General features: G+C 73.0%; 19 protein-coding genes and 1 tRNA gene. 13 read left to right on the top strand and 7 right to left on the bottom strand.

Annotated elements, in window-relative coordinates; genetic code table 11:
* Positions 1 to 17 precede the first annotated feature (17 nt).
* The 4 genes from cysE to VQH23_RS00815 all read right to left on the bottom strand — a co-directional run bounded on the left by cysE (position 18) and on the right by VQH23_RS00815 (position 3,805).
* Complete coding sequence (gene cysE, locus VQH23_RS00830; RefSeq protein ID WP_338663715.1) at positions 18 to 851, bottom strand: serine O-acetyltransferase; 834 nt, start codon at positions 849 to 851, stop codon at positions 18 to 20.
* A 182-nt stretch (positions 852 to 1,033) separates the two neighbouring features.
* Entirely contained in the window at positions 1,034 to 2,386 is a 1,353-nt protein-coding gene (locus VQH23_RS00825) for an ATP-binding protein (protein WP_338666167.1), read from the bottom strand.
* Positions 2,387 to 2,546: 160 nt separating this feature from the next.
* Positions 2,547 to 3,239 (bottom strand): response regulator, encoded by a 693-nt coding sequence (locus VQH23_RS00820; RefSeq protein ID WP_338663714.1) that lies wholly within the window; start codon positions 3,237 to 3,239, stop codon positions 2,547 to 2,549.
* The gene (locus VQH23_RS00815) at positions 3,236 to 3,805 is read right to left on the bottom strand and encodes a MarR family transcriptional regulator (protein ID WP_338663713.1); all 570 of its coding nucleotides are present in this window, start codon (positions 3,803 to 3,805) and stop codon (positions 3,236 to 3,238) included. The genes VQH23_RS00820 and VQH23_RS00815 overlap by 4 nt, the downstream gene beginning before the upstream one ends.
* Positions 3,806 to 3,935: 130 nt before the next feature.
* On the opposite strand from VQH23_RS00815, the gene VQH23_RS00810 reads away from it, so the two are divergent.
* From VQH23_RS00810 to VQH23_RS00765, 10 genes are all read left to right on the top strand, one after another.
* Positions 3,936 to 4,823, top strand: a complete 888-nt coding sequence (locus VQH23_RS00810) for a branched-chain amino acid aminotransferase (RefSeq protein ID WP_338663712.1) — start codon at positions 3,936 to 3,938, stop codon at positions 4,821 to 4,823.
* A gap of 346 nt (positions 4,824 to 5,169) precedes the next feature.
* A complete protein-coding gene (locus VQH23_RS00805) occupies positions 5,170 to 8,064 on the top strand; it encodes a 2-oxoglutarate dehydrogenase E1 component (RefSeq protein ID WP_338663711.1) in 2,895 nt (964 codons plus the stop codon).
* A 24-nt stretch (positions 8,065 to 8,088) separates the two neighbouring features.
* The gene (odhB, locus tag VQH23_RS00800; protein WP_338663710.1) at positions 8,089 to 9,354 is read left to right on the top strand and encodes a 2-oxoglutarate dehydrogenase complex dihydrolipoyllysine-residue succinyltransferase; all 1,266 of its coding nucleotides are present in this window, start codon (positions 8,089 to 8,091) and stop codon (positions 9,352 to 9,354) included.
* Between the two features lie 106 nt (positions 9,355 to 9,460).
* Positions 9,461 to 9,856 (top strand): GFA family protein, encoded by a 396-nt coding sequence (locus tag VQH23_RS00795; RefSeq protein ID WP_338663709.1) that lies wholly within the window; start codon positions 9,461 to 9,463, stop codon positions 9,854 to 9,856.
* Positions 9,853 to 10,581 carry a M50 family metallopeptidase gene (locus VQH23_RS00790; RefSeq protein ID WP_338663708.1) on the top strand — a complete coding sequence of 243 codons (729 nt, stop codon included), beginning with the start codon at positions 9,853 to 9,855 and terminating at the stop codon, positions 10,579 to 10,581. Before VQH23_RS00795 ends, VQH23_RS00790 begins: the two co-directional genes overlap by 4 nt.
* A 117-nt stretch (positions 10,582 to 10,698) precedes the next feature.
* Entirely contained in the window at positions 10,699 to 12,090 is a 1,392-nt protein-coding gene (gene lpdA, locus VQH23_RS00785) for a dihydrolipoyl dehydrogenase (RefSeq protein WP_338663707.1), read from the top strand.
* 81 nt (positions 12,091 to 12,171) lie between these two features.
* Positions 12,172 to 12,474 (top strand): PGPGW domain-containing protein, encoded by a 303-nt coding sequence (locus VQH23_RS00780; RefSeq protein WP_338663706.1) that lies wholly within the window; start codon positions 12,172 to 12,174, stop codon positions 12,472 to 12,474.
* A gap of 132 nt (positions 12,475 to 12,606) precedes the next feature.
* Positions 12,607 to 13,323: a calcium-binding protein gene (locus VQH23_RS00775; protein ID WP_338663705.1), complete on the top strand. Its 717-nt coding sequence runs from the start codon at positions 12,607 to 12,609 to the stop codon at positions 13,321 to 13,323.
* Positions 13,324 to 13,461: 138 nt separating this feature from the next.
* Entirely contained in the window at positions 13,462 to 13,944 is a 483-nt protein-coding gene (locus tag VQH23_RS00770; RefSeq protein WP_338663704.1) for a helix-turn-helix domain-containing protein, read from the top strand.
* Complete coding sequence (locus VQH23_RS00765; RefSeq protein WP_338663703.1) at positions 13,937 to 15,271, top strand: MATE family efflux transporter; 1,335 nt, start codon at positions 13,937 to 13,939, stop codon at positions 15,269 to 15,271. The genes VQH23_RS00770 and VQH23_RS00765 overlap by 8 nt, the downstream gene beginning before the upstream one ends.
* Before the next feature lie 4 nt (positions 15,272 to 15,275).
* Here VQH23_RS00765 and VQH23_RS00760 read toward each other — a convergent pair whose 3' ends face one another.
* Complete coding sequence (locus VQH23_RS00760) at positions 15,276 to 15,743, bottom strand: DUF4440 domain-containing protein (RefSeq protein WP_338663702.1); 468 nt, start codon at positions 15,741 to 15,743, stop codon at positions 15,276 to 15,278.
* A gap of 119 nt (positions 15,744 to 15,862) precedes the next feature.
* On the opposite strand from VQH23_RS00760, the gene VQH23_RS00755 reads away from it, so the two are divergent.
* The 3 genes from VQH23_RS00755 (at position 15,863) to VQH23_RS00745 (ending at position 20,203) form a co-directional block, all read left to right on the top strand.
* Positions 15,863 to 16,552: a putative 2OG-Fe(II) oxygenase gene (locus VQH23_RS00755; RefSeq protein ID WP_338663701.1), complete on the top strand. Its 690-nt coding sequence runs from the start codon at positions 15,863 to 15,865 to the stop codon at positions 16,550 to 16,552.
* 66 nt (positions 16,553 to 16,618) lie between these two features.
* A complete protein-coding gene (locus tag VQH23_RS00750; protein WP_338663700.1) occupies positions 16,619 to 17,593 on the top strand; it encodes an RluA family pseudouridine synthase in 975 nt (324 codons plus the stop codon).
* A 60-nt stretch (positions 17,594 to 17,653) separates the two neighbouring features.
* Complete coding sequence (locus VQH23_RS00745) at positions 17,654 to 20,203, top strand: AsmA family protein (RefSeq protein WP_338663699.1); 2,550 nt, start codon at positions 17,654 to 17,656, stop codon at positions 20,201 to 20,203.
* 9 nt (positions 20,204 to 20,212) lie between these two features.
* Here VQH23_RS00745 and VQH23_RS00740 read toward each other — a convergent pair.
* Both VQH23_RS00740 and VQH23_RS00735 read right to left on the bottom strand, forming a co-directional pair.
* A tRNA-Ile gene (locus VQH23_RS00740) sits at positions 20,213 to 20,285 on the bottom strand.
* Positions 20,286 to 20,310: 25 nt separating this feature from the next.
* On the bottom strand, positions 20,311 to 21,594 hold the full coding sequence (locus tag VQH23_RS00735) for a homoserine O-acetyltransferase (protein ID WP_338663698.1): 1,284 nt from the start codon (positions 21,592 to 21,594) through the stop codon (positions 20,311 to 20,313).
* Between the last annotated feature and the right edge of the window lie 152 nt (positions 21,595 to 21,746).

Raw genomic sequence — 21,746 nt, 5'->3', positions numbered from 1 at the left:
AATTGCGACGGGATCCCTCAGCCCGCCGCAGTCCCGGGCAGGCTCTGATCCATCGCCAGCGCCGGCACCGCGTCCCGGCACCAGCCCACCACGCGCGCGGGCACGCCCGCCACGGTGGCGCAGGGCGGCACGCTCGCCAGCACCACGCTGCCCGCGCCCACCTTGGCGCCGCGCCCCACCTCGATGTTCCCCAGCACCGTGGCGCCGGCCGAGAGCAGCACGCCGTCCCGCACCTTCGGGTGCCGGTCGCCCCGCTCCTTCCCCGTGCCGCCGAGGGTGACGCCCTGGAGGATGGAGACGTCGTTGCCGATCGAGGCCGTCTCCCCCACCACCACGCCCGTCGCGTGGTCGATGAACACGCCGCGGCCGACGGGCACGGCGGGGTGGATGTCCACGCCGAACACCAGGGCGCAGCGGCTCTGCAGGTAGAAGGCCAGGTCCTGGCGGCCATCCCGCCACAGCCCGTGCGCCACGCGGTGCCAGGTCAGGGCGTGGAAGCCCTTGTAGTAGAGGAAGGGGGCCAGCCAGCCCCGCGCGGCCGGGTCGCGCCGGCGGTTGGCGGAGAGGTCGGCGGCGGCGAGCTCGGCCAGGGCGGGCCCGGCCTCCCGCACCAGATCCTCCAGCCGCTCAGCGGGCATCAGCGGCTCGGCCAGCTTGCGGGCCAGCAGGGCGGCGAGCGCCGAGCGCAGCGTGTCGTGGCGCAGCACCGCGAGTTCCAGCAGGCCGCGCAGCACCGGCTCCGCCTCAGCGGCGCGGGCGGCCTCGGCCCGCAAGGCGGCCCAGAGCGCTTCCGGTCCCGACGACAGATCGAGGCCGGATTCGGCCCCCGCGTCGATCTCGAACCGGTCCATCCTGCCGCCCTCCGGTGACGAGGTCTGCATAGGGGGTCCCGCCGCGCCTGTCCCCGCACGGTTTCGCGGGGCAGCCCAGACGGAGTCGCCCAGATGGGGCCGCCCAGATGGGGCCGCCCAGATAGGGCCGCCCAGTTGGGGCAGCCCGGTGCGCGCCCGGCGGCCCCGCCGCGGGCTGCCCGCTACATCGGGAGCCGAATCGTGGCGCGCAAGCCGCCCATCGGGCTCTCCTCCAGCGCGATCTCCCCGCCATGGGCGCGGGCGATGTCGCGGGCGATGGCCAGCCCCAGCCCCGTGCCGCCGGTGGAGAAGCTGGCGAAGGGCTTGAAGGCACCCTCCCGCGTGTCGGCGGGGATGCCTGGGCCGTCATCGTCCACGTGCACCTCGGCCCAGCCGGGGGTGGGGCGCACGGCAATCGCCACATGGGCGGCGTGGCGGCGGGCATTGTCCAGCAGGTTGCCGAGGCAGCGCCGCAGCGCATCGGCCCGCAGCGGCAGGGTGAGGGAAGGGGGGGCCTCCACCGCCACCTCCCCGCCCTCGGCCGGGGCGCGCTCCGCCACCTCCCGCACCAGGGCGACGAGGTCGGTGGGCTCCGGCGCCTCCAGCACCTCCCCCCGCGCGAAGGCGAGGTAGGAGGCGATCATGCGCTCCATCTCCTCCACGTCCTGGGTCATCTCCACCCCGTCCGCCTGCGCGTCCGCGGGCAGCATGGCCAGCCCCAAGCGGAGGCGGGTGAGAGGGGTGCGGAGGTCGTGGCTGATCCCCGCCAGCATCTCCGTGCGCTGGGCGACGAAGCGGCGGATATTGGCGCGCATGCCGTTGAAGGCGGCGGCGGCCTGCCGCACCTCGCTCGCGCCCTCCGGCTTGATCGGGCCGGTGTCCCGCCCCTTGCCGAAGGCCTCCGACGCGCCCGCCAGGCGGCGGATGGCCCGCACCTGGTTCTTCATGAACAGCGCCGCCGCCGCGAAGAGGAGGAGGGAAGCGCCAACGAGCCAGATGAAGAACAGGTAGATCGTGCCCCAGAACAGGCGCTTGCGGGACGCCTCCACGTGCAGCACGCCGTCGGGCAGGCCCACGCGGATGATCACGCTGCGCGGATCCGTCTGCCAGTCCGTGTCGAAGGGCAGGCGCACGCGCTCCTTCAAGGCGCGGTCCAGGTCCTCCTCCAGCGGCAGCAGGGGCAGGCTGGCCGGGCGCTGGGCGGGCGGGCCCAGCTCTGCCGCCGGCTCGAAGGCCAGCGACAGGTCCATGCGCCACGCCGCCTCGCGGAAGATCCAGCCGCGCTCATCCTCCCCGTCCGCGCCGCGCGGGTAGCGGGTGAGGAGTTCCACCACCATGCCCACGTCCCCCGCCACCCCGGAGGCGAGGCGGCGGGAGATAACGTCGAGGTGGGTGCCGTAGAAGATCTGCAGCGCGATGCCCTGGGTGACCACCAGGGGGATCAGCACGATCAGCAGCGCGCGGGCGAGCAGGCCGCGCGGCACCAGGGGGCGCAGCAGCCCGTGCACCAGGCCGCGCAGGCGGCGGCGGCGCATCCAGCTCGGCGGGTGCGCGCGGGGCGCCGCGGCGGGGCCTTCAGGGAGCGGTGCCCCGGCCCGTCCAATCTCCGGCGTGCCGATATCCGGTGCCATGGCGGCCCTCCCGGCGATGATGCGGTTCCCCGGCGCCCAGGGCGCCGGGATGCGGTGCGGCGCGCTAGGCGCCGGGGCGCAACACATAGCCCTTGTGGCGGACCGTGTGCAGGAATCGCGGCTCCCGCGGGTCGGGCTCGATCTTCCGACGCAGGCGGGTCACGGTCACGTCCACCGCGCGCTCCCCCGCTTCCGGGCTGCCCATGGCGGCGGCAATCTCCTCACGCGACAGCACCTCGCCCCCGCGCCGGGCCAGGGCCACCAGCAGGGATGCCTCGCCGCCCGTCAGCCGCGTCACCCCCTCCGGCCCGCGCAGCTCGCCCCGCTCCGCGTCGAACCAGCGCAGGCCGAGCTGCACGGGGGGCAGGGGGGCCGATGTCGGCGGGGCGGCGCGCTTCAGGATGGTGCGGATGCGCAGGGCCAGCTCCCGCGGGTCGAAGGGCTTGGCGAGGTAGTCGTCCGCCCCGTGCTCGAAGCCGGCGATCCGGTCGTCCGGGGCGCCGGCGGCGGTGAGCATCAGGATCGGCACGTCCTGGCCCTCCCGGCGCAGGCTCTCCGTCAGTTCCAGCCCCGTCTCCCCGGGCATCATCACGTCCAGCACCACGAGGTCGTACTCCATCCCCGCCAGGGCCTGCCGCGCGGCGGCGGAATCGGCGGCGACGGAAACGCGGAAGCCCTGCTCCGCCAGGAAGCGCTGGAGGAGGGTGCGGAGGCGGGAATCGTCGTCCACCACCAGCAGGTGCGCGGCCTCGCTCACGGCGCCTTCCCCCCGAGATCCATCTTGCCCGGCGGCACGGCGCGCACGGAGGGGCGGTCCGGCGCTCCCAGCCGCTCCAGCGCCCGCCGCGCCTCCGGCCCCATCAGCCCGCGCATGACGTGGCGGAACCCTTCCACCGCCATTGGCCCGGCCTCGCGGTAGGCGCGCGTCACCGTCTCCCGCTGCCGCTCAAAAAGGCGCCGCTCCAGCGCCTCCCCGGCGGGGGTGAGGGAGAGGTGGCGCTGCCGCCGGTCCGCCCGGCCGGCCGCCTGGGCGACGTAGCCCCCCTCCACCAGCGGCGTCAGCACGCGGGAGAGGGACTGCTTGGTGATGGCGAGGATGGAGAGCAGCTCCCCCACCGTCAGCCCGGGGCGCCGCCCCAGGAAGTGCAGCACCCGGTGGTGCGCCCGGCCCATGCCCATCTCCGCCAGGATGGCGTCCGGCCCCGCGGTGAAGTCGCGGTAGCCGAAGAAGAGAAGGTCCTGCGCCAGGCGCAGCTCCTCCTCCCGCAAGAAGAGGAGGTTCCGCCCGGCGGCGCCTCCGCGCGTGTCCGGCCCGTCCGACATGGCTGCCCTGCTCCCCGATTGGGTCAGCTTTGTTGACTCAAACATGCTGACCATTTTAGCGTTTTCCACTCCGAAGTAATAAAATTGCTCCAGAGGCCCTCGTTCTCGTTATGGAAAGGATGTACCCGCGATGACCCCGCCCTTCGACGACCGCGACGGCTGGATCTGGCTCGACGGCCATTTCGTTCCCTGGCGCGAAGCGAGGCTGCATGTGCTCACCCATGGCCTTCATTATGCCAGCAGCGTGTTCGAGGGCGAGCGGGCCTATGGCGGCCGCATCTTCCGCCTTCGGGAGCACACGGAGCGGCTTCTCGCCAGCGCGCGGATTATGGGCTTCTCCATCCCCTTCGGCGCCGAGGCGATCGACGCGGCCTGTGAGGAGGCCCTGCGCCGCAACGGGCTGACCGACGCCTATATCCGCCCCGTGGCCTGGCGCGGGTCGGAGCGGCTGGCGGTGGCGGCGCGGGAGAGCCGCATCCACCTCGCCATCGCCGCATGGCCCTGGCCGAACCTCTTCGGGGATCGCGGGATGCGGGGGATCTCGCTGGCGATGGCACCCTGGCGCCGCCCCTCGCCGGACACGGCGCCGACGGGGGCGAAGGCGAGCGGCCTCTACATGACCGGCACCCTCTCCAAGCACGCGGCGGAGGAGCAGGGCTTCGACGACGCGCTGATGCTGGACTGGAGGGGCGACGTGGCCGAGGCGACGGGGGCGAACGCCTTCTTCGTGATGAACGGGGAGGTCCACACCCCCGCCCCGGTCGGCTTCCTGGACGGCATCACCCGGCGGGCGGTGATGGATCTGGCGCGCGGCCGAGGGATGAAGGTGGTGGAGCGCCGCATCCTGCCGGAGGAGATCGGGCGGGCGGAGGAGGTTTTCCTGACCGGCACCGCGGCCGAGGTGACGCCGGTGCGGCGCATCGGGGATCACCGCTTCACCCCCGGCCGGATCACGGAGGTGCTGGTGGCCGACTATGCCCGCCTCGTCCGGACGAGTGCGGCGCTGGCGCCCGCCTGAACCGCCCGCCGACAGAACCGCTCCGACAGAACCGCTCCAACGGGGCCGCTCCCTTCCGGGGGCGGCCTTGCCGCATCTCCCGGCTTTGTTGGCCTTCCCCGCCTTGCGCCGCCCTGACATGCCGGTAAGACGGGTGACAAGCGGCGCGCCGAAGCCCAATTGGTGCGCGGGAGCCCGGGTGGAGACCCCGGGAGAAACGAGATGACAGCGGAAGCAGGTCCGGAAATTGCGTGGCGCCGTTGCCGGCCGGAAGGGGTGAGAATTGCCCCGGCCGTGGCCCCCTGCCACAGACCTGCCCCGATCCCCGCCTAAGTCCCCCAGCCGAGAAGCCGAGAAGCGGAAGACCATGCCCGGAGTGGATATCCTAGCCAGCGCGATGACGGGGGCGAACGCCACCTTCCTCGCGGACCTTTACGCCCGCTGGGTGCAGGCCCCCGACAGCGTGGACCCCTCCTTCGCCGAGCTCTTTGCCGCGCTGAACGACGACGCGCGCGCGGTGCTGGAGGACGCGACCGGCGCCTCCTGGGCCCCGCGCCCGCGCGGCGGCTTCGCGCCGGAGCCGGAGGCACCGCCCCCGGCCAAGGGTGGCAAGGGCGAGAAGCCCGCCCCCGCCGCGGCGGCGCCCGCCGCCGACCCGGCCGCCAGCCGTCAGCAGGTGGTGGATTCCCTCCGCGCCCTGATGCTCATCCGCGCCTATCGCGTGCGCGGCCACCTGGAGGCGGACCTCGATCCGCTGGGCCTGCAGAAGAAGAAGCCGCACACCGAGCTGGATCCGAAGACCTACGGCTTCTCGGATTCCGACCTGGACCGCCCGATCTTCATCGACAAGGTGCTGGGCCGCGAGACGGCGACGCTGCGCGAGGTCCTCGCGATCCTGAAGGCCAGCTACTGCGGCTCGATCGGCGTCGAGTTCATGCACATCCAGGACCCCGAGCAGAAGGCCTTCATCCAGCAGCGCATCGAGGGCGCGCCCTGGAAGAATGCCTTCAAGGCCGAGGACAAGCGCACCATCCTGGAGCAGCTGACGGCCGCGGAAGGCTTCGAGGCCTACTGCGCCAAGAAGTTCGTGGGCACCAAGCGCTTCGGGCTCGAGGGCGGCGAGAGCACCATCCCCGCCGTGCAGGCGGTGATCGCCGCCGGCGCGAAGCAGGGCGTGAACGAGATCGCCATCGGCATGGCCCACCGCGGCCGCCTCTCCACGCTGGTGAACGTGGTGAAGAAGCCGTTCACGCAGGTCTTCGCCGAGTTCAAGGGCGCGGGCCATGCGGAGGATGTGCAGGGCTCGGGCGACGTGAAGTACCACCTCGGCACCTCCACCGACATCGAGATCGAGGGCCGGCAGGTCCACCTCTCCCTCCAGCCCAACCCCTCCCACCTGGAGGCGGTGGACCCGGTGGTCGCGGGCAAGGTGCGCGCGCGCCAGGACATGGCGGGCGACACCAAGGCCCGTACCTCCGTGATGGGCATCCTGCTGCACGGCGACGCGGCCTTCGCCGGCCAGGGCGTGGTCTACGAGACGATGGCGATGAGCCAGCTCATCGGCTACCGCACCGGCGGCACGATCCACGTGGTGACGAACAACCAGATCGGCTTCACCACCACCCCGGCCCACGCCTATTCCGGCCTTTACTGCACGGACATCGCCAAGTCCGTGCAGGCGCCGATCCTGCACGTGAACGGGGACGACCCGGAGGCGGTGGTCTTCGCCGCCCGCCTGGTCACCGAGTTCCGGATGAAGTTCTGCTCCGACGTGGTGCTGGACATCGTCTGCTACCGCCGCCACGGCCACAACGAGAGCGACGAGCCGGCTTTCACCCAGCCCCTGATGTACGCCCGCATCAAGGAGACGCCGACCACCCGCACGAAGTACGCGGGGAAGCTGGCCGCGGAGGGCTCCATCCCCGAGGCCGAGGCCAAGGCCATCCAGGACGCCTTCTTCGCGAAGATGGACGAGGCCTTCCAGGCCAGCCAGACCTTCAAGCCGAACAAGGCGGACTGGCTGGAGGGACACTGGACCGGGCTGAAGGCCCCCGGCAACGACGAGCCGGAGACGGACACCGACACGGCGGTAGAGACCGGCGTGCTGCGCGAGGTGGGCGCCGCCCTCTCCCGCGTGCCGGAGGGCTTCGGGGCCAACCCGAAGATCCTGCGCCAGCTGGAGGCCAAGAAGCAGGCCATCGAGACGGGCGAGGGCATCGACTGGGCGACCGGCGAGGCGCTGGCCTTCGGCACCCTGCTGCTGGACGGCCACCGCGTCCGCCTCTCGGGCGAGGACGTGCAGCGCGGCACCTTCTCCCAACGCCACGCCTACCTCATCGATCAGGCGACGCAGGCCGAGTACGTGCCGCTGAACAACATCCGCGAGGGGCAGCAGCGGCTGGAGGCCTTCAACTCCCTGCTCTCCGAGTTCGGGGTGCTGGGCTTCGACTACGGCTACTCCCTGGCCGACCCGAACACGCTGGTTCTGTGGGAGGGGCAGTTCGGCGACTTCGCGAACGGCGCGCAGGTCATCATCGACCAGTTCATCGCCTCCGCCGAGACGAAGTGGCTGCGCATGTCCGGCCTCGTGATGCTGCTGCCGCACGGCTATGAGGGGCAGGGTCCCGAGCACTCCTCCGCCCGGCTGGAGCGCTACCTCCAGCTCTGCGCGGAGCGGAACATGCGGGTGGGCAACATCACCACCCCCGCCAACTACTACCACGCGCTACGGCGGCAGATGCGGGCGAACTACCGCAAGCCGCTGATCCTGATGACGCCGAAGTCGCTGCTGCGGCACAAGCTGGCCGTCTCCCCGCTGGCCGAGTTCGGCCCGGGCAGCCGCTTCCAGACCGTGATCGGCGAGACCGACACGATCGAGGCGCCGGAGGGGGTGAAGCGCGTCGTCCTCTGCACCGGCAAGGTCTACTACGACCTGCTGCAGGAGCGCCGGGACAAGGGCGTGAAGGACGTGGCGATCATCCGGGTGGAGCAGCTCTATCCCTTCCCCAGCATCTCCCTGCCCAAGGCCCTGGCGCCCTACAAGAACGCCGAGGTCGTGTGGTGCCAGGAGGAGCCGGAGAACATGGGCGCCTGGACGTACATCGACCGGCGGATCGAGGGCGTGCTGAAGCAGGTGGGCGGAAAGGCCACGCGGCCGGTCTATGTCGGCCGCCCGGCCGCGGCCAGCCCCGCGACGGGGCTTGCCAAGGTCCACGCGCAGCAGCAGGAAGCGCTCGTTCGCCAGGCGCTCGGGTTGAGCTGAGCGGGCTGGGCTGAGGAAAACACGATGACCGAGATCCTGGTGCCCACCCTGGGCGAGAGCGTCACCACGGCCACCGTGGCCCGCTGGCTGAAGAAGGTGGGCGAATCGGTCGCCGCCGACGAGCCGCTGGTCGAGCTGGAGACGGACAAGGTGACGGTGGAGGTCAACGCCCCCTCCGCCGGCACCGTCGAGAGCATCTCCGCCGATGAGGGCGCCGAGGTCGAGGTCGGCGGCCTGCTCGGCACGCTCGGCGCCGGCGCCGGTGCTCCCGCCGCCAAGCCCGCGGCCCCCGCTGCCGCTGCCACCCCCGCCGCTGCCCCGGCGAGCGGCCCGAAGGTCGAGGAGCCGAAGCCGGTCACCGGCCCCGTCTCCCGCCCCGGCGGCGCGGAGCCGACGACCGCCACCTCCGCCCATGCCCCGCTGCCCGCCGCCGCCAAGATGATGGCGGAGAAGGGCGTCTCCGCCGACCAGATCGGTGCCGGCTCCGCCAAGGACGGGCGCATCGCCAAGGGCGACGTGCTGGACTTCCTAGCCCGTCCCGCCGCACCGAGCGCTGCCCCCGCCGCCAAGGCCGCCCCGCGCGCCGCCGAGGCCGGCGAGGAGCGGGTGAAGATGACCCGCCTGCGCCTGACCATCGCGCGCCGCCTGAAGGAGGCGCAGAACACCGCCGCCATGCTCACCACCTTCAACGAGGTGGACATGAGCAACGCGATGGCGCTCCGCGCCGAGTACAAGGACGCCTTCGAGAAGAAGCACGGCGTGAAGCTCGGCTTTATGTCCTTCTTCGTGAAGGCCTGCGTCGCCGCCCTGCAGGAGTTCCCGGCCGTCAACGCCGAGATCTCCGGGGACGAGATCGTCTACAAGCAGTTCGTGAACATGGGCATCGCGGTGGGCGGCCCGTCCGGCCTCGTCGTTCCCGTGCTGCGCAACGTGCAGGACATGTCCTTCGCGGATGTCGAGAAGACGATCGGCGATTTCGGCAAGCGCGTCCGCGCCGGCCAGCTGAAGCTTGAGGAGATGGCGGGCGGCAGCTTCACCATCACCAATGGCGGCATCTACGGCAGCCTGATGTCCACCCCGATCCTGAACCCACCCCAGTCCGGCATCCTCGGGATGCACGCGATCAAGGAGCGGGCGATGGTGGTGGGCGGCAAGATCGAGATCCGCCCGATGATGTACATCGCGCTGAGCTACGACCACCGGATCGTGGACGGGAAGGAGGCGGTGTCCTTCCTGGTGCGCGTGAAGGAGAGCGTGGAGGACGCGCGGCGCCTGCTGCTCGGCCTCTGATCCCTTCCACGGGTCGGAACATGGCGGGCCGGAGGGGGAGACCCTTCCGGCCCGTCTCTGTTTCCGGCCTGTGCTAGGGTCGGCGCTGTCCGAGAGGGGAGGGGGGATGATGAAGGGCGGCTGCCACTGTGGGGCGATCCGCTACGAGGTGACGGGCGAGGTGCTGCACCACGCCCTCTGCCATTGCGGCGACTGCCGCCGCCACGCCGGCGCCCCGATGGTGGGCTGGGCCATGCTGCCGGCCGAGGCCCTGAAGGTGACGGGCGAGCCGGTGGTCTACGCCTCCTCCGAGCACGGCCGACGCCAGTTCTGCGGCCATTGCGGCACGAGCCTCTTCTACGTGAACGAGGCGATGCTGCCGGGGATGATCGATATCCAGAGCGGCACGCTGGACGACCCCGAGGCCCTGCCGCCCGGTGTCCAGATCCAGGTGGCCGAGCGGCTCTCCTGGATGGCGCGGCTGGACGAGTTGCCAACCTTCGAACGGTACCCGCCGGGATGACCGGGCCGGGCACCGTCACGCTCCGCATCCCCGGGCTGCCGCCCCTGCGCGCCGATCCCGGGGTGCTGCTCGTCCCGCTGGTGGCGACCTTCCCGCTCTGGTGGGGGCTGCGCGGCAACAGTCCCTGGGTGGCGGCGATCGTGGTGCCCGGGCTCATCCTATCGGTGCTGGCGCATGAACTGGGCCATGCGATCACGGCCCAGCGGATGGGCTACCCGGTCCAGCAAATCCGGTTGAGCACGGAGGGCGGCGCGGCGGTGCTGGAGGGCACCACGATCCACCCGCCGCCCGCCATCACCTGGGCCGGGCCGCTGGTGAACCTCGCCCTGGGCCTGGCACTTCTGCTCGCCGCCGCGGCGCTCGGGGCGGCGGCGCCGGCGCCCGATCCCGGCCCGTACCTGACGCCCCCGCCGGCGCCGACGGGGTTGGCGCGGCGTGCCCTGCTCTGGCTGGGCTGGGGCAACATCCTCCTCGGCGCCGTGAACCTCCTCCCGGCCTTCCCGCTGGATGGCGGCCACCTGCTGGCGGACGCGATCCGGCGCCGCTCGGGTCCGCGCCGGGCGCTCCGTCTGGTCGGGCTCCTCGGCATGGTGCTCTCCGCCCTGAGCTGGGTCGCCCTGGCCGCGAGCGTCGCGGCCGGCGTGCCGCTCTGGCTGCCGCCGGACTGGGGGCCGAACTGGGACGCCTGGCGGAGCGCCGGGCAGGGGCCTCGCGCCCTCGGCTAGGCGCGGCGATGCGGCCCCGGCAACCCTGCGGCGGCGAATTGGCCGCCCCTGCACCCTTCAAGACCGGCACGGGGCCTGCTACCTGCCACGCGAAGATCATTGCGGGACCTCCAGGACATGGCCGACTCCTTCGACCTTATCGTGATCGGCGCCGGCCCCGGCGGCTATGTCTGCGCCATCCGCGCCGCGCAGCTGGGCCTGAAGGTGGCCTGCGTGGAGAAGCGGGAGACCCTCGGCGGCACCTGCCTGAACATCGGCTGCATCCCCTCCAAGGCGCTGCTCCAGTCCTCCGAGAACTTCGACGAGATCGCCCACAAGTTCGCCGACCACGGCATCACGGTGGAGGGCATCAAGCTCGACCTCGCCCGGATGCAGGCGCGCAAGGGCGAGGTGGTCTCGGCCAATGTGAAGGGCGTCGAGTTCCTCTTCCGCAAGAACAAGGTCACTTGGCTGAAGGGCGCGGGGAAGATTGTCTCGGCCGGGAAGGTCGAGGTGGCCGGCACGACCTACGAGACGAAGAACATCGTCATCGCCACGGGCAGCGAGAGCGTGCCGCTCCGCGGCGTCGAGGTGGACGAGAAGCAGGTCGTCACCTCCACCGGCGCGCTGGAACTGCCGGCAGTGCCGAAGCACCTGGTGGTGATCGGCGCCGGCGTGATCGGGCTGGAGCTCGGCAGCGTGTGGCGCCGCCTGGGCGCCGAGGTGACGGTGATCGAGTTCCTGGACCGCATCCTGCCGGGCATGGACAACGAGGTCGCCAAGCAGTTTGAGCGCGTGCTGACGAAGCAGGGCTTCAAGTTCCAGCTCGGGCATAAGGTGACGGGCGCGACCAAGAGCGAGAAGGGCATCACCCTGACCGTGGAGCCCGCCAAGGGCGGCGATGCCCAGAGCCTTGAGGCCGACGTGGTGCTCGTGGCCATCGGCCGCCGCCCCTACGTGGAGGGCCTGGGCCTCGATGCGGCCGGCGTGGCGCTGGACGAGCGCGGCCGGGTGAAGACCGACCACCACTTCGCCACCAACGTTCCCGGCATCTACGCGATCGGCGACGTGATCGCCGGCCCGATGCTGGCCCACAAGGCCGAGGACGAGGGCGTGGCGATCGCCGAGATCCTGGCTGGCCAGCACGGCCACGTGAACTACGCGGCCATCCCCGGCGTCGTCTACACCTGGCCGGAGGTCGCCTCCGTGGGCGCCACGGAGGAGGAGCTGAAGGCCGCCGGCACCGCCTACAAGGTCGGCAAGTTCCCCTTCACCGCCAATGGCCGCGCCCGCGCCATGGGCGACACGGACGGCTTCGCCAAGATCCTGGCCGACAAGGCGACGGACCGCGTGCTCGGTGCCCACATCCTGGGTCCCGACGCCGGCTCCCTGATCGCGGAGATGGTGACGGCGGTGGAGTTCGGCGCTAGCGCCGAGGACGTGGCCCGCATCTGCCACGCCCACCCGACGCTGAGCGAGGCGGTGAAGGAAGCCGCCCTGGCCGTGGACGGCCGCGCCCTGCACATCTGATGGGAGCCGCGCGCCCCGGTGTGATCCCGACTTGATCAGCCCCAACTTGATAGGCTGGGCGCGCGGGCCATCTGGCGGTGGATGGATGACAGAACCTCCACCTTTATCACGCTGAAGCCCAGGCCCGGCCGCAAGGCGCTGGGCCTGTTCTTTATCGTCCTCGGCGTGCTGGGCCTCGTCCTGCCCTTCCTGCAGGGGTTCCTCTTCCTCGCCCTCGGCATCTTCGTGCTGCGGGACCAGTACATCTGGGCCGCCAATCGCTGGGCCTGGGTGGCCGGGCGCTGGCCGGGGGCGGTCTCCCGGATCGAGTCGCTGGAAACCTCCCTGAACGAGCGGGTGGCGGGCTGGGGCATGCGCGTCCGGCGGGCGATCGGGCGGGGCTGAAATCGCGCCTTTCCGGCCTTTTTGTCCCAATCGATGGGACCGATCGCGGGAATAGAGAGGTCAGGCGTTCCCTGATCGCCCAGCGCCCGGCATGGTGATCCTGCCAATCGCGGAACGATCAGGAGGATCACCATGAGCGAGCCGACCAGGACCCCCATCGACCCCAAGGCGCTCGACCAGGTGGTCGGCGGCGCCTACATCCGCGGCACCGAGGGCGCGGATAATACCCAGGGCACCGCTGCCGCCGACAGCATCATGGTCGGTGGCGGCAATGACTACGTCCAGGCCGGTGCCGGGGACGATATCGTCTACGCGGGCGCGGGCAACGATGCCGTGCTCGCCGGCGACGGCCACGACTACGTCACCGCCGACGCCGGGGACGACTACGTGGAGGGCGGTGCCGGGAACGACGTGCTCGTCGGCGGCGACGGCCGGGACGCGCTGGTCGGCGGCACGGGCCACGACAACATCAACGGCGGCGCCGGCGCCGACTGGATTGATGGCGGTGACGGCAACGACACGCTGATGGGCAGTTCCGTCGCCGACGGCGTTGCGGACTCCGCCTCCGGCGGTGCCGGGGACGACCTCTATGCTTGGCGGCCGGGCAGCGGCAACGACTACTTTGAGGGCGGCCAGGGGCGGGATACCGTGGCTCTCTTCGACGTCAGCATGGACGGGCTCCGCAGCGGGCTGCAGGTCTATGACGGTGGCCTGCAGATGCATGTGGGCAGCGACAACTCGGTCAGCTTCACCAACGCCGCCGGCCAGCCCGCCACCTTCAGCGGCCAGCTTTCCATCGGCGGCGAGACCCTGCGCTTCGACAACGTGGAGGCCATCCGGCTCTACTGATCCCCGGAGGATAATCCCCGGCGGGGCGCTGCCACGGCGCCCCTTGGGCGGCCCGTCTCCGGACGGGCTGCCCACCGGGTTCAGCTTGCATGTTGCAACCGAATCGGCTTGCATATTGCAAGGTGAGCGGATGCCTCCATGCCACGAACCGACTTCGCGCGAATACGCTGTCCCGTCGCCCGCGCCATGGAGGTGCTGGGTGAGCGCTGGTCCATCCTGGTGATGCGGGAGGCCTTCTACGGCACCACCCGCTTCGACGACTTCGCCCGCCATCTCGGGATCGCCACGAACATCCTCAGCGCGCGTCTGGCCAAGCTGGTGGAGCATGATCTGCTGGAGCGCGTGCCCGAAGGCGCCCGCCACGCCTACCGCCTGACGGAGAAGGGAGGGGCGTTCTTCCCCGTCTTCCTCGCCCTGAAGGGCTGGAGCGACCGCTGGATGGCCGGGCCGGAGGGCCAGGCCATGTGCCTGCTCGACGCCGGGACGGGGGAGGAGGTCGTCTGCCCGCCGCCACTCGACTCCGCCGGGCGGCCGCTGACGCCGGAGGGAATCCGCCTCGTCCCCGGCCCGGCCGCGAGCGAGGCGATGCGCCGCCGCTTCCCGGGGACCGCCCATGGCTGACACGATCCTCGCGGCGCCGGTCCGCCCCTCGGCCGCCCGGCAGATCCTGGCGCTGGCCGCGCCCACCGCGCTCAGCGCCGTGCTCCAGGCCGCGGCCCAGATCGCGGAGACCTGGCTGGCGGCGCGCCAGGGGACGGAGGCGCTGGCCGGCTGGTCCGTGGTGCTGCCCTTCTCGCTGCTGATGCAGATGATGTCCTCCGGCGCGATGGGGGGCGGCGTCTCCTCCGCCATCGCCCGCGCCCTCGGCGCCGGGCGGCGGGAGGAGGCCTCGGCCCTCGTGCTCCACGCCGTCCTCATCGCCGTGCTGGCCGGGGCCGGCTTTGCCGTGCTGCTGGCGGGCTTCCCGCGCCCCGTGCTCGGCGCGATCGGCGGGGCGGCGGCGACGGAGGCGGCGGCGCCCTACGCCGTCCTGCTCTTCGGCCTCGGCGCCGTGCCGGTCTGGCTCGCCAATACCCTCGCCTCCGTCCTGCGCGGCGGCGGGCGCCACGCCCTGGCCGCGCGGGTGCTGGTGATCACCTGGGCCGCCTACCCGCCGCTCGCCTGGCTCCTCGCGGAGCCGGTGGGGATGGGCCTGCCGGGGATCGGCCTGGGGCTGGCGATCGCCTTCACCGGCTCCACCCTCGCCATGGGCTGGGTGGTGCTGCGCGGCGGCGCCGGGTTCCGGCCAGTGCTGCGGGTGCGGCCCTCCGGCGCGATGTTCTGGCGCATCCTCTCCGTGGGGCTGCTGGCCTCGGTGCTGGCGGGGGTGGCGAATCTCACCACCATCCTCGTCACCGCCCGGCTGGCCTCCCACGGCCCAGTGGCGGTGGCGGCCTACGGCATCTCCGCGCGGCTGGAGTTCCTGATGATCCCCATCGCCTTTGGCGTGGGGTCGGCGCTCACGGCGCTGGTGGGCCGGGCGGTCGGGGCCGGGGACTGGCCGGGGGCGCGCCGCCTCGCCTGGACGGGCGGGGGGATGGCGCTGGTCCTCACCGGCCTCATCGGCCTGCTGGTGGCCGCCGCGCCCCGCGCCTTCGCCGGCTTCTTCACGGACGACCCGGCGGTGGTGGAGATGGCGGCCCGCGCCCTGTCCTACACCGGCCTCGCCTTCGGCGGCTTCGGGCTGGGCATGGCGCTCTACTTCGCTTCCCAGGGGGCCGGGCGGATGCGCTGGCCGCTCGCGGCGGCGCTTTCGCGGATCGGGGTGGCCGTGGGCGGCGGCTGGCTGCTGGGCGACGTGCTGGGGATGGGGCTGGACGGTCAGTTCCTGGCCGTCGCCCTCGGCATCACCGCCTACGGGCTCGTCACCGCCGCCGGGGTGCGGCCGGGGGTCTGGTCCCGGCCCTGACCCTTCAGCTCCTGGGCGCCTTCTTTCCGTGGCTGACATCCGGGGTGCCGCGGAACAGGGACATGTGCGTGTGCGTCGCCACCCAGGGATCGCCCACCCTCTCCCGCGCCAGGGAGACGGTGGTGCGGCCGGGCCGCTCGAAGGGCGTGCCGTCCTCCCGGGTGCCGGTGGAATCCCACACCGCCATGCCTGTGGCGTGCAGCCGGTCCGGGGAGACGATCGCCTGCACGTTCTCCAGCCGGTAGGTGAAGCCGTCGATGGTCGGCCACACCTTGCGCCACTGGTTCGCTTCCGTGTTGTCGCGGCCGACTAGGAAATCGCTGAAGGTGCCGAAGGCGATGAAGTCCTCGGCGAAGAGGGCGCGGGCCGGCACGAAATCCACGGCCCGCACGTGCTCGGACAGGGTGCGGAACCAGTCCCGCACCCCTGCCAGGTCGTCCGGGTGCGCGGGGGCGGTGGCTTTCACGGTCATCGCTGGGTCTTCATCCGTTTCGCGCGCGATTGAAGCCCCGCGGCCGCGGCGCGCAACCCCTTAACCCTATCAAAAGCCTTCGGGAGTCATCCTGCCGCACCCGCCGCAGGATGCAGCACATGGACCACGGACCGCAGGCCGACCTCTCCTCGCTCGAGCCGCTCACCTTCAGCGCCGCGGGCTTCCGCCAGCGCAATGTCTTCCCGACGCCCCTGCTGGTGGCCCCGGTGAACGACGCGGCGGCGCTGAACGAGAGGTTGCGCCCCGCCATCCTCGCCCGCGCCGCGCGGGAGCGCGGCGCGGGCGAGGATGGCTGGCGATCCGCGGACGACTTCGCCTCCTGGTCCGGCCCCGCCGGTGCCGCGCTGCTGGAGGCCGCGACGCGGCTGGCGAACGGGTTCACCGCCCTCCGCACGCCGGACGGCGCGGCTCTGGAAGGCGTGCTGAACTGGCGTAGCAACGCCTGGGCCAGCGTGAGCGGGGCGGACCACGCGGGCCAGCCCGCTTATCACCCCGGCGCCTTCTGGTCCGGCGTGTACTGGGTGGATGCCGGGGACGAGGCGCCGGCCGGGAAGGGGGCGGGACCCGGCGGCGAGTTCGAGATGCACGATCCGCGCGGCATCCTGCCCGGCTTCTCCGCCCCGCAGCTCCGCATGGCCATTCCCGGCTGCCTCAGCGCGGGGCTGACGGATTACGAGGCGCCGCGGACGGGCACGATGCTGGTCTTCCCCTCCTGGCTGGTCCACGGCGCGCGGCGCTACTCGGGGATCCGGCCCCGGATCTCGGTCGGGTTCACCCTCTCGGCGTAGGGCCGGGCCGAAAGACGCCGTTCCTTACTCGACGCGGGGAGCCGCCGTCGCTACCTGCACGGCATCATGCCAGCCATCCTCGCCACCGTCGCCGCGGACGAGGCGGATCTCCGCCTCGACCGCTGGTTCCGCCGCCACCACCCCCAGCTCACCCAGGGCGCGCTGCAGAAGATGCTGCGCACCGGCCAGATCAAGGTGGACGGCAAGCGGGCGGAGACGGGCACCCGCCTTCTCGCCGGCCAGCAGATCCGCGTGCCCCCGATGCCGGAGGCCCCGCCGCCCCCGCCGGACCGACCCGCCGTTTCGGAGCGGGACGCGGCGATGCTGGAGCGGATGGTGATCTACCGCGACGATTCCGTGATCGCGCTGGACAAGCCGCACGGCCTGCCCGTGCAGGGCGGGCCGAACATCGCGCGCCATCTGGACGGGATGCTGGACGCGCTGCGCTTCGGCGCGGAGGACCGGCCGCGCCTGGTCCACCGGCTGGACCGGGACACCTCCGGCGTCCTCCTCCTCGCCCGCAGCGCCGGCGCGGCGTCGAAGCTCGCCTCGGCCTTCCGGGGGCGGGACGCGAAGAAGACCTACTGGGCCCTCGTGGTCGGCCGCCCGCACCCGCTGGCCGGGCGCATCAACATGGCGCTGGCGAAGGGAGGCGGCCCGCGCGGGGAGCGCGTCGCCCCCGCCGAGGAGGGGGATGACGGCGCGCACGCCATCACGGACTTCCAGGTGGTGGACAATGCCCGCAAGCACGTCTCCTGGCTGGAGATGTATCCGCTGACCGGCCGCACCCACCAGCTCCGCGTCCACGCTGCCGCCGCGCTGAAGACCCCCATCCTCGGCGACGGCAAGTACGGCGGCGCGGCCGCGCACCTGGAGGGGATGTCGGACCTCCTCCACCTCCACGCCCGCTCCATCGAGCTGCCGCACCCGGAGGGCGGGACCCTTTCCGTCTCCGCCCCGCTGCCGCCGCATATGAACGAGAGCTTCGAGTTCCTCGGCTTCGACCGGCCGCGCACCCCGCCCGCGCGCCGTGCGCGCTGAGCCACCCAAGGCGCCGGGCGCGCTGACCACTTCGCCAGAGCCAGACCTGGAAGGCCCCGCATGAGCGAATCCGCGCGCCCCCGGCGCCGCCTGCGCCGGGGGCTCATCGGCCTCGGGATCGTTGTGGTGGGCCTCCCGCTCGCCGGCTACGCCGCCCTCTGGGCCGTGGTCCGGTCCGACGCCGTTCGCCCCCGGCTGGAGGCGGCGGTGGAGGCCGCGACCGGCCGCCGGCTGACGCTGGCCGGCCCCGTCACCCTGCGCCCGGCGCTGGTGCCGACGATCGCGCTGGAGGGCCCGGTCCTCGCTAATGCCCCCGGCGGCTCCCGCCCGGAGATGTTGCGCGCCCGCCGGATCGAGGCCGAGGTCGCCCTCATTCCGCTCCTCTCGCGGGAGGTGAAGATTCGCCGGATCGCCCTGGTGGAGCCCGACCTGCTGCTGGAGGTGGATGCCGAGGGCCGCGGCAACTGGCAGTTCGCCCGCCCCCGCCCGGACGCGCCCGCCCCCGCGAACCCGATTCCCGCCGAGCCGTCCCGGCCTTTCGGCATTGCTGTGGACGCGGTGGCGATCGAGCGCGGCCGCGTCACCTGGCGGTCCCCTGGGCGCGAGGAGGTGGTGGAGCTTCCCCGCCTTGTCCTCCGCGCCTCCGACCAGGCGATCCTCGCGGAGGGCCAGGCGGTCGCGCGCGGGCTGACCGCCACGATCAGCGGCGGGACCGGCCCGCTCGCCGCCCTCTTGGCCGACCGGCCGGGGGAATGGCCCTTCCGCCTCGGCCTCTCCGTGCCCGGGATGAACGCGGAGGCGAACGGCGCTCTGAACCTGCCCTTCCAGGCCGCCGGCTGGCGCGCCCGGCTGGCCGCCACGGCGGACAGCGCCGCCCGGTTCGCGCCCCTTCTGCCGGGGACGGCCCTGCCGGAGGCGCGCAACCTCTCCCTCGTCGCGGAGGCGGACGGCGCGCGGGGTCTCTCCCGCCTTCACGCCTCGGTGGCGGAGGCGCAGGTGGCGGCCGGTGGCCGCGCCCTCGCCCTCGGCCCCGTCCAGCTCGATGCGGGCGCCCCGGACGTGCCGATCACCCTCGCCGGCACGCTGCGCCTGGGCGAGCTGCCGGTGACGGTGAGCGCCACCGGCCCCAGCCTCGCCGCCGCGCGCGGGGAGGGCGCCCTGCCGCTCGCCGTGCGGCTCGAGGCCGAGGGGCTGGCCGCCTCCGCGGAGGGAGCACTGGCGCCGGGGCGGCAGGTTGCGGGCACGGTATGGTCCGTTTCCCTCCGCGCTGAGGACCTGCGCGCCCTCGGCGCCCGCGCCGGCACCCCGAACCTTCCCCCGCTGCACGAGATGGGCGCCAGCCTCCGCCTGCACCTCTCCCCCGAGGGGGCGGACGCGCCGGACCTTGTTCTCACGGCGCGGGAGGCGGCCGGGCGAGGCTCGCTCGCTTGGCGCCGGGCCGACCCGCTGCCGCGCCTGGTGCTGCGCGCTTCCCTGGAGCGCCTCGATGTCGACGCGCTCAACGCGGCGCCGCCCCCCGCGCCCACCCCTGCTGCCCCGGCGCCGGCCGCCCCGGCCCCTGGCGCGCCCGCTCCCGCCCCCTCCGCCGCGGCGCCCGGCCGGCCGGACACGCGGGTCATTCCCGACCGGCCGGTGGACCTGGCCGCCATCCGGGACGCGCCCCTCGCGCTTGACGCCGAGGGCGGCGTCGCGGCCCTGCGCCTGCGGGGGGCGGACTGGCGGGACGTCTCCCTGCGCGCCGTGCTGGACGGCAAGGCGCTGAAGGTGGAGCGCTTCGCGGCCGCCACCCCCGGCGGCCCCGTGAACGGCGCGCTCACGGCCGAAGCCGGCGGTGCCGCGCCGCGGCTCGCCCTCGACCTCCGCAGCGGGGAGGGCGGGGTGGACCTCTCCGCTCTGCTCGGCGCCTTCGGCGTCGCCTCTCCCGTGGCCGGGCGGGGCGCGCTGGACCTCTCCCTGCGCGGGGAGGGGGCGGGGACGCGAGCGATCGCGGGAAGCCTCGCCGGCCATCTCGGCCTGGCGATGACGGGTGGGCGGATCGAGCCGCGGCTGCTCTCCGGCGCCACCCAGGCCCTGCGCGGCGTCCTGCCGGAGGGCGCGGTGGGCGGCGCGGCGGAAATCCGCTGCCTCGCGCTGCGCTTCGACCTAGAGAGGGGCGTGGCCCAGTCCCGCGCCCTGCTGGTGCAGACGGGCGTGGCCAACGTGGCCGGCGCCGGCGCCGCCAATCTGGGCGACGAGACCCTGGCCTTCCGCCTGCGCCCGGTGGTGCGGGTGGGCGACGTCTCCCTCACCACCCCGCTCGGCATCACCGGCCGCTTCGGGAACCCGCGCTTCTCCGTGGACCCGAACGCCGCGACGGCGGCGGCGATGGGCGTGCTGGGCGGCCTGGCGCAGCGCTCCGGCGACGAGGGGACGGCCGCCGTCGGCGCGCTGGTGGAGGGGCTGCTGGGCGGCCGCAACGCCGCGCCGCCAGCGCCGGACTGCGCCGGGCAGCTCGCGGTGGCGCGGGGCGCGGCCCCGGCCGTGGGGGCTCCGCCCGCCGCGCCGGCCCCGTTGCAACGGGAACGCGCGCCGCAGGTGCAGGACCTGCTGCGGGGGCTGCTGGGGCGGTGAGGAACCGGATGGGCCGGGCAGGAATCGAACCCGCAACCAAGCCGTTATGAGCGGCCAGCTCTAACCGTTGAGCTACCGGCCCATCCAGGGCGCTCCTTAATGCAGCGTCAGGTCCCGAGGAAGGTGCGGATCGCGCCCTCGGCCTGCGCCATTCCCGCCACGCCCTCCAGGTGGCCCAGCCCGCCCTGCAGCTCCACCAGGGTCACGGGGCGGCCGGCCTTGCGGACCGCCTCCGCCAGGTCGCGCCCGTAGGTCACGGGGAAGATGCGGTCGCCCACGGCCGGCATCACCAGCCAGCTCGCCCGGCTGCGCGCCAGGGCGGCGGCGGTGTCCGGGACCTCGTTCAGGAAGAGCTGGTTGGCGCGGGTGAGGTAGAGGAAGGCGTTGGCGTCCGCCGTCCGCGCGCGGGCGATGGCGGCGTCGTCCAGGAACTTCTCCACCGCGAAGCTGTCTAACATCCGGCGGGCCGGGTCCTGGCCCTCCACCGGCCTGCGGCCGAACTGGGTGAGCGAACCGCGGTCCCGCGCCTGGAGGGTCACGATCTTCAGCGCCTCCGCCAGGCCGCGCGTCGGCAGTTCCCGGCCCTGGCCGTAATAGTCGCCGCCCCGCCAGTTGGGGTCCGTGCGGATGGGGACCTCCCAGAGCTCCATCCAGCCCATGAGGAACGCGTCGAATTCCCCCGTGCAGACGGTGGGCATCACGCGCTCCACCATCTCCGGGTAGGCGAGGGCCCATTCGATGGCCTGGAGCGATCCCATGGAGGGGCCGGCGACGAGGGCGAGCCGCTTCACGCCGAGGCTGTCCAGCAGCAGCTTCTGCACCTCGATGAAGTCCCGCATGGAGACCACCGGGAAGTTCATCCCGAAGGGCCGCCCGGTGCGGGGGTCGATGGTGGCCGGGCCGGTGCTGGTGGTGCCGGGGTTCGTGGGGGTGACGTCGTTGAGGTTCAGGTTCACGAGCGTGTCGGAGGAGACGACGAAGAACCGGTTGGTGTCGATCGCCTTGCCCGGGCCGACGATGTCGTCCCAGTAGCCCGCGGGGCCGCCTGCGGCATAGCGCCCGAAGGCGTGGCTGTTGGCGGAGAAGAAGTGCGTGATGAGCACGGCGTTGTCGCCCGCCGCGTTCAGCGTGCCGGCGGTCTGGTAGCCGATGCGGGCGTTCGGCACGGTGCCGCCGCTGCGGGTGCGGTACTCCCCGGCCTCGAAGACCTGCTTGCGGACGATCAGCGGCTCCGCCGCGGTGGGCGGCGGGGCAGGCGCGGCTGCAGGTGCCGCCCCTGGTGCGACTCCCTGGCCCGCCCCTTGGGCCGCGGCGTGCCGGGCGCCGGGCATGGCGGCGGCAGCGAGCGAGGCGGCCGCCATCAGGGCGCGGCGAAGGACAGGTGCGGTCAAGGCTTTCCCTCCCATCGGGTGATTCCCGGCATGCTGGGGGCACCGGCGCGCCCCGTCCAGCGCGTGAATTGCGGGAGAAAGCGGGCACTGCTAAGGCGCGGGGACATTTCGTCGCATTCCGCGCCGATGCGCTAACCGAAGACCCAGGATCG

This window comes from Pararoseomonas sp. SCSIO 73927 (genome assembly GCF_037040815.1).
Taxonomy (GTDB): domain Bacteria; phylum Pseudomonadota; class Alphaproteobacteria; order Acetobacterales; family Acetobacteraceae; genus Roseomonas.
The sequence above is the reverse complement of the archived record's forward strand: the minus strand, read 5'-3'. Positions and strand labels throughout refer to the sequence as shown.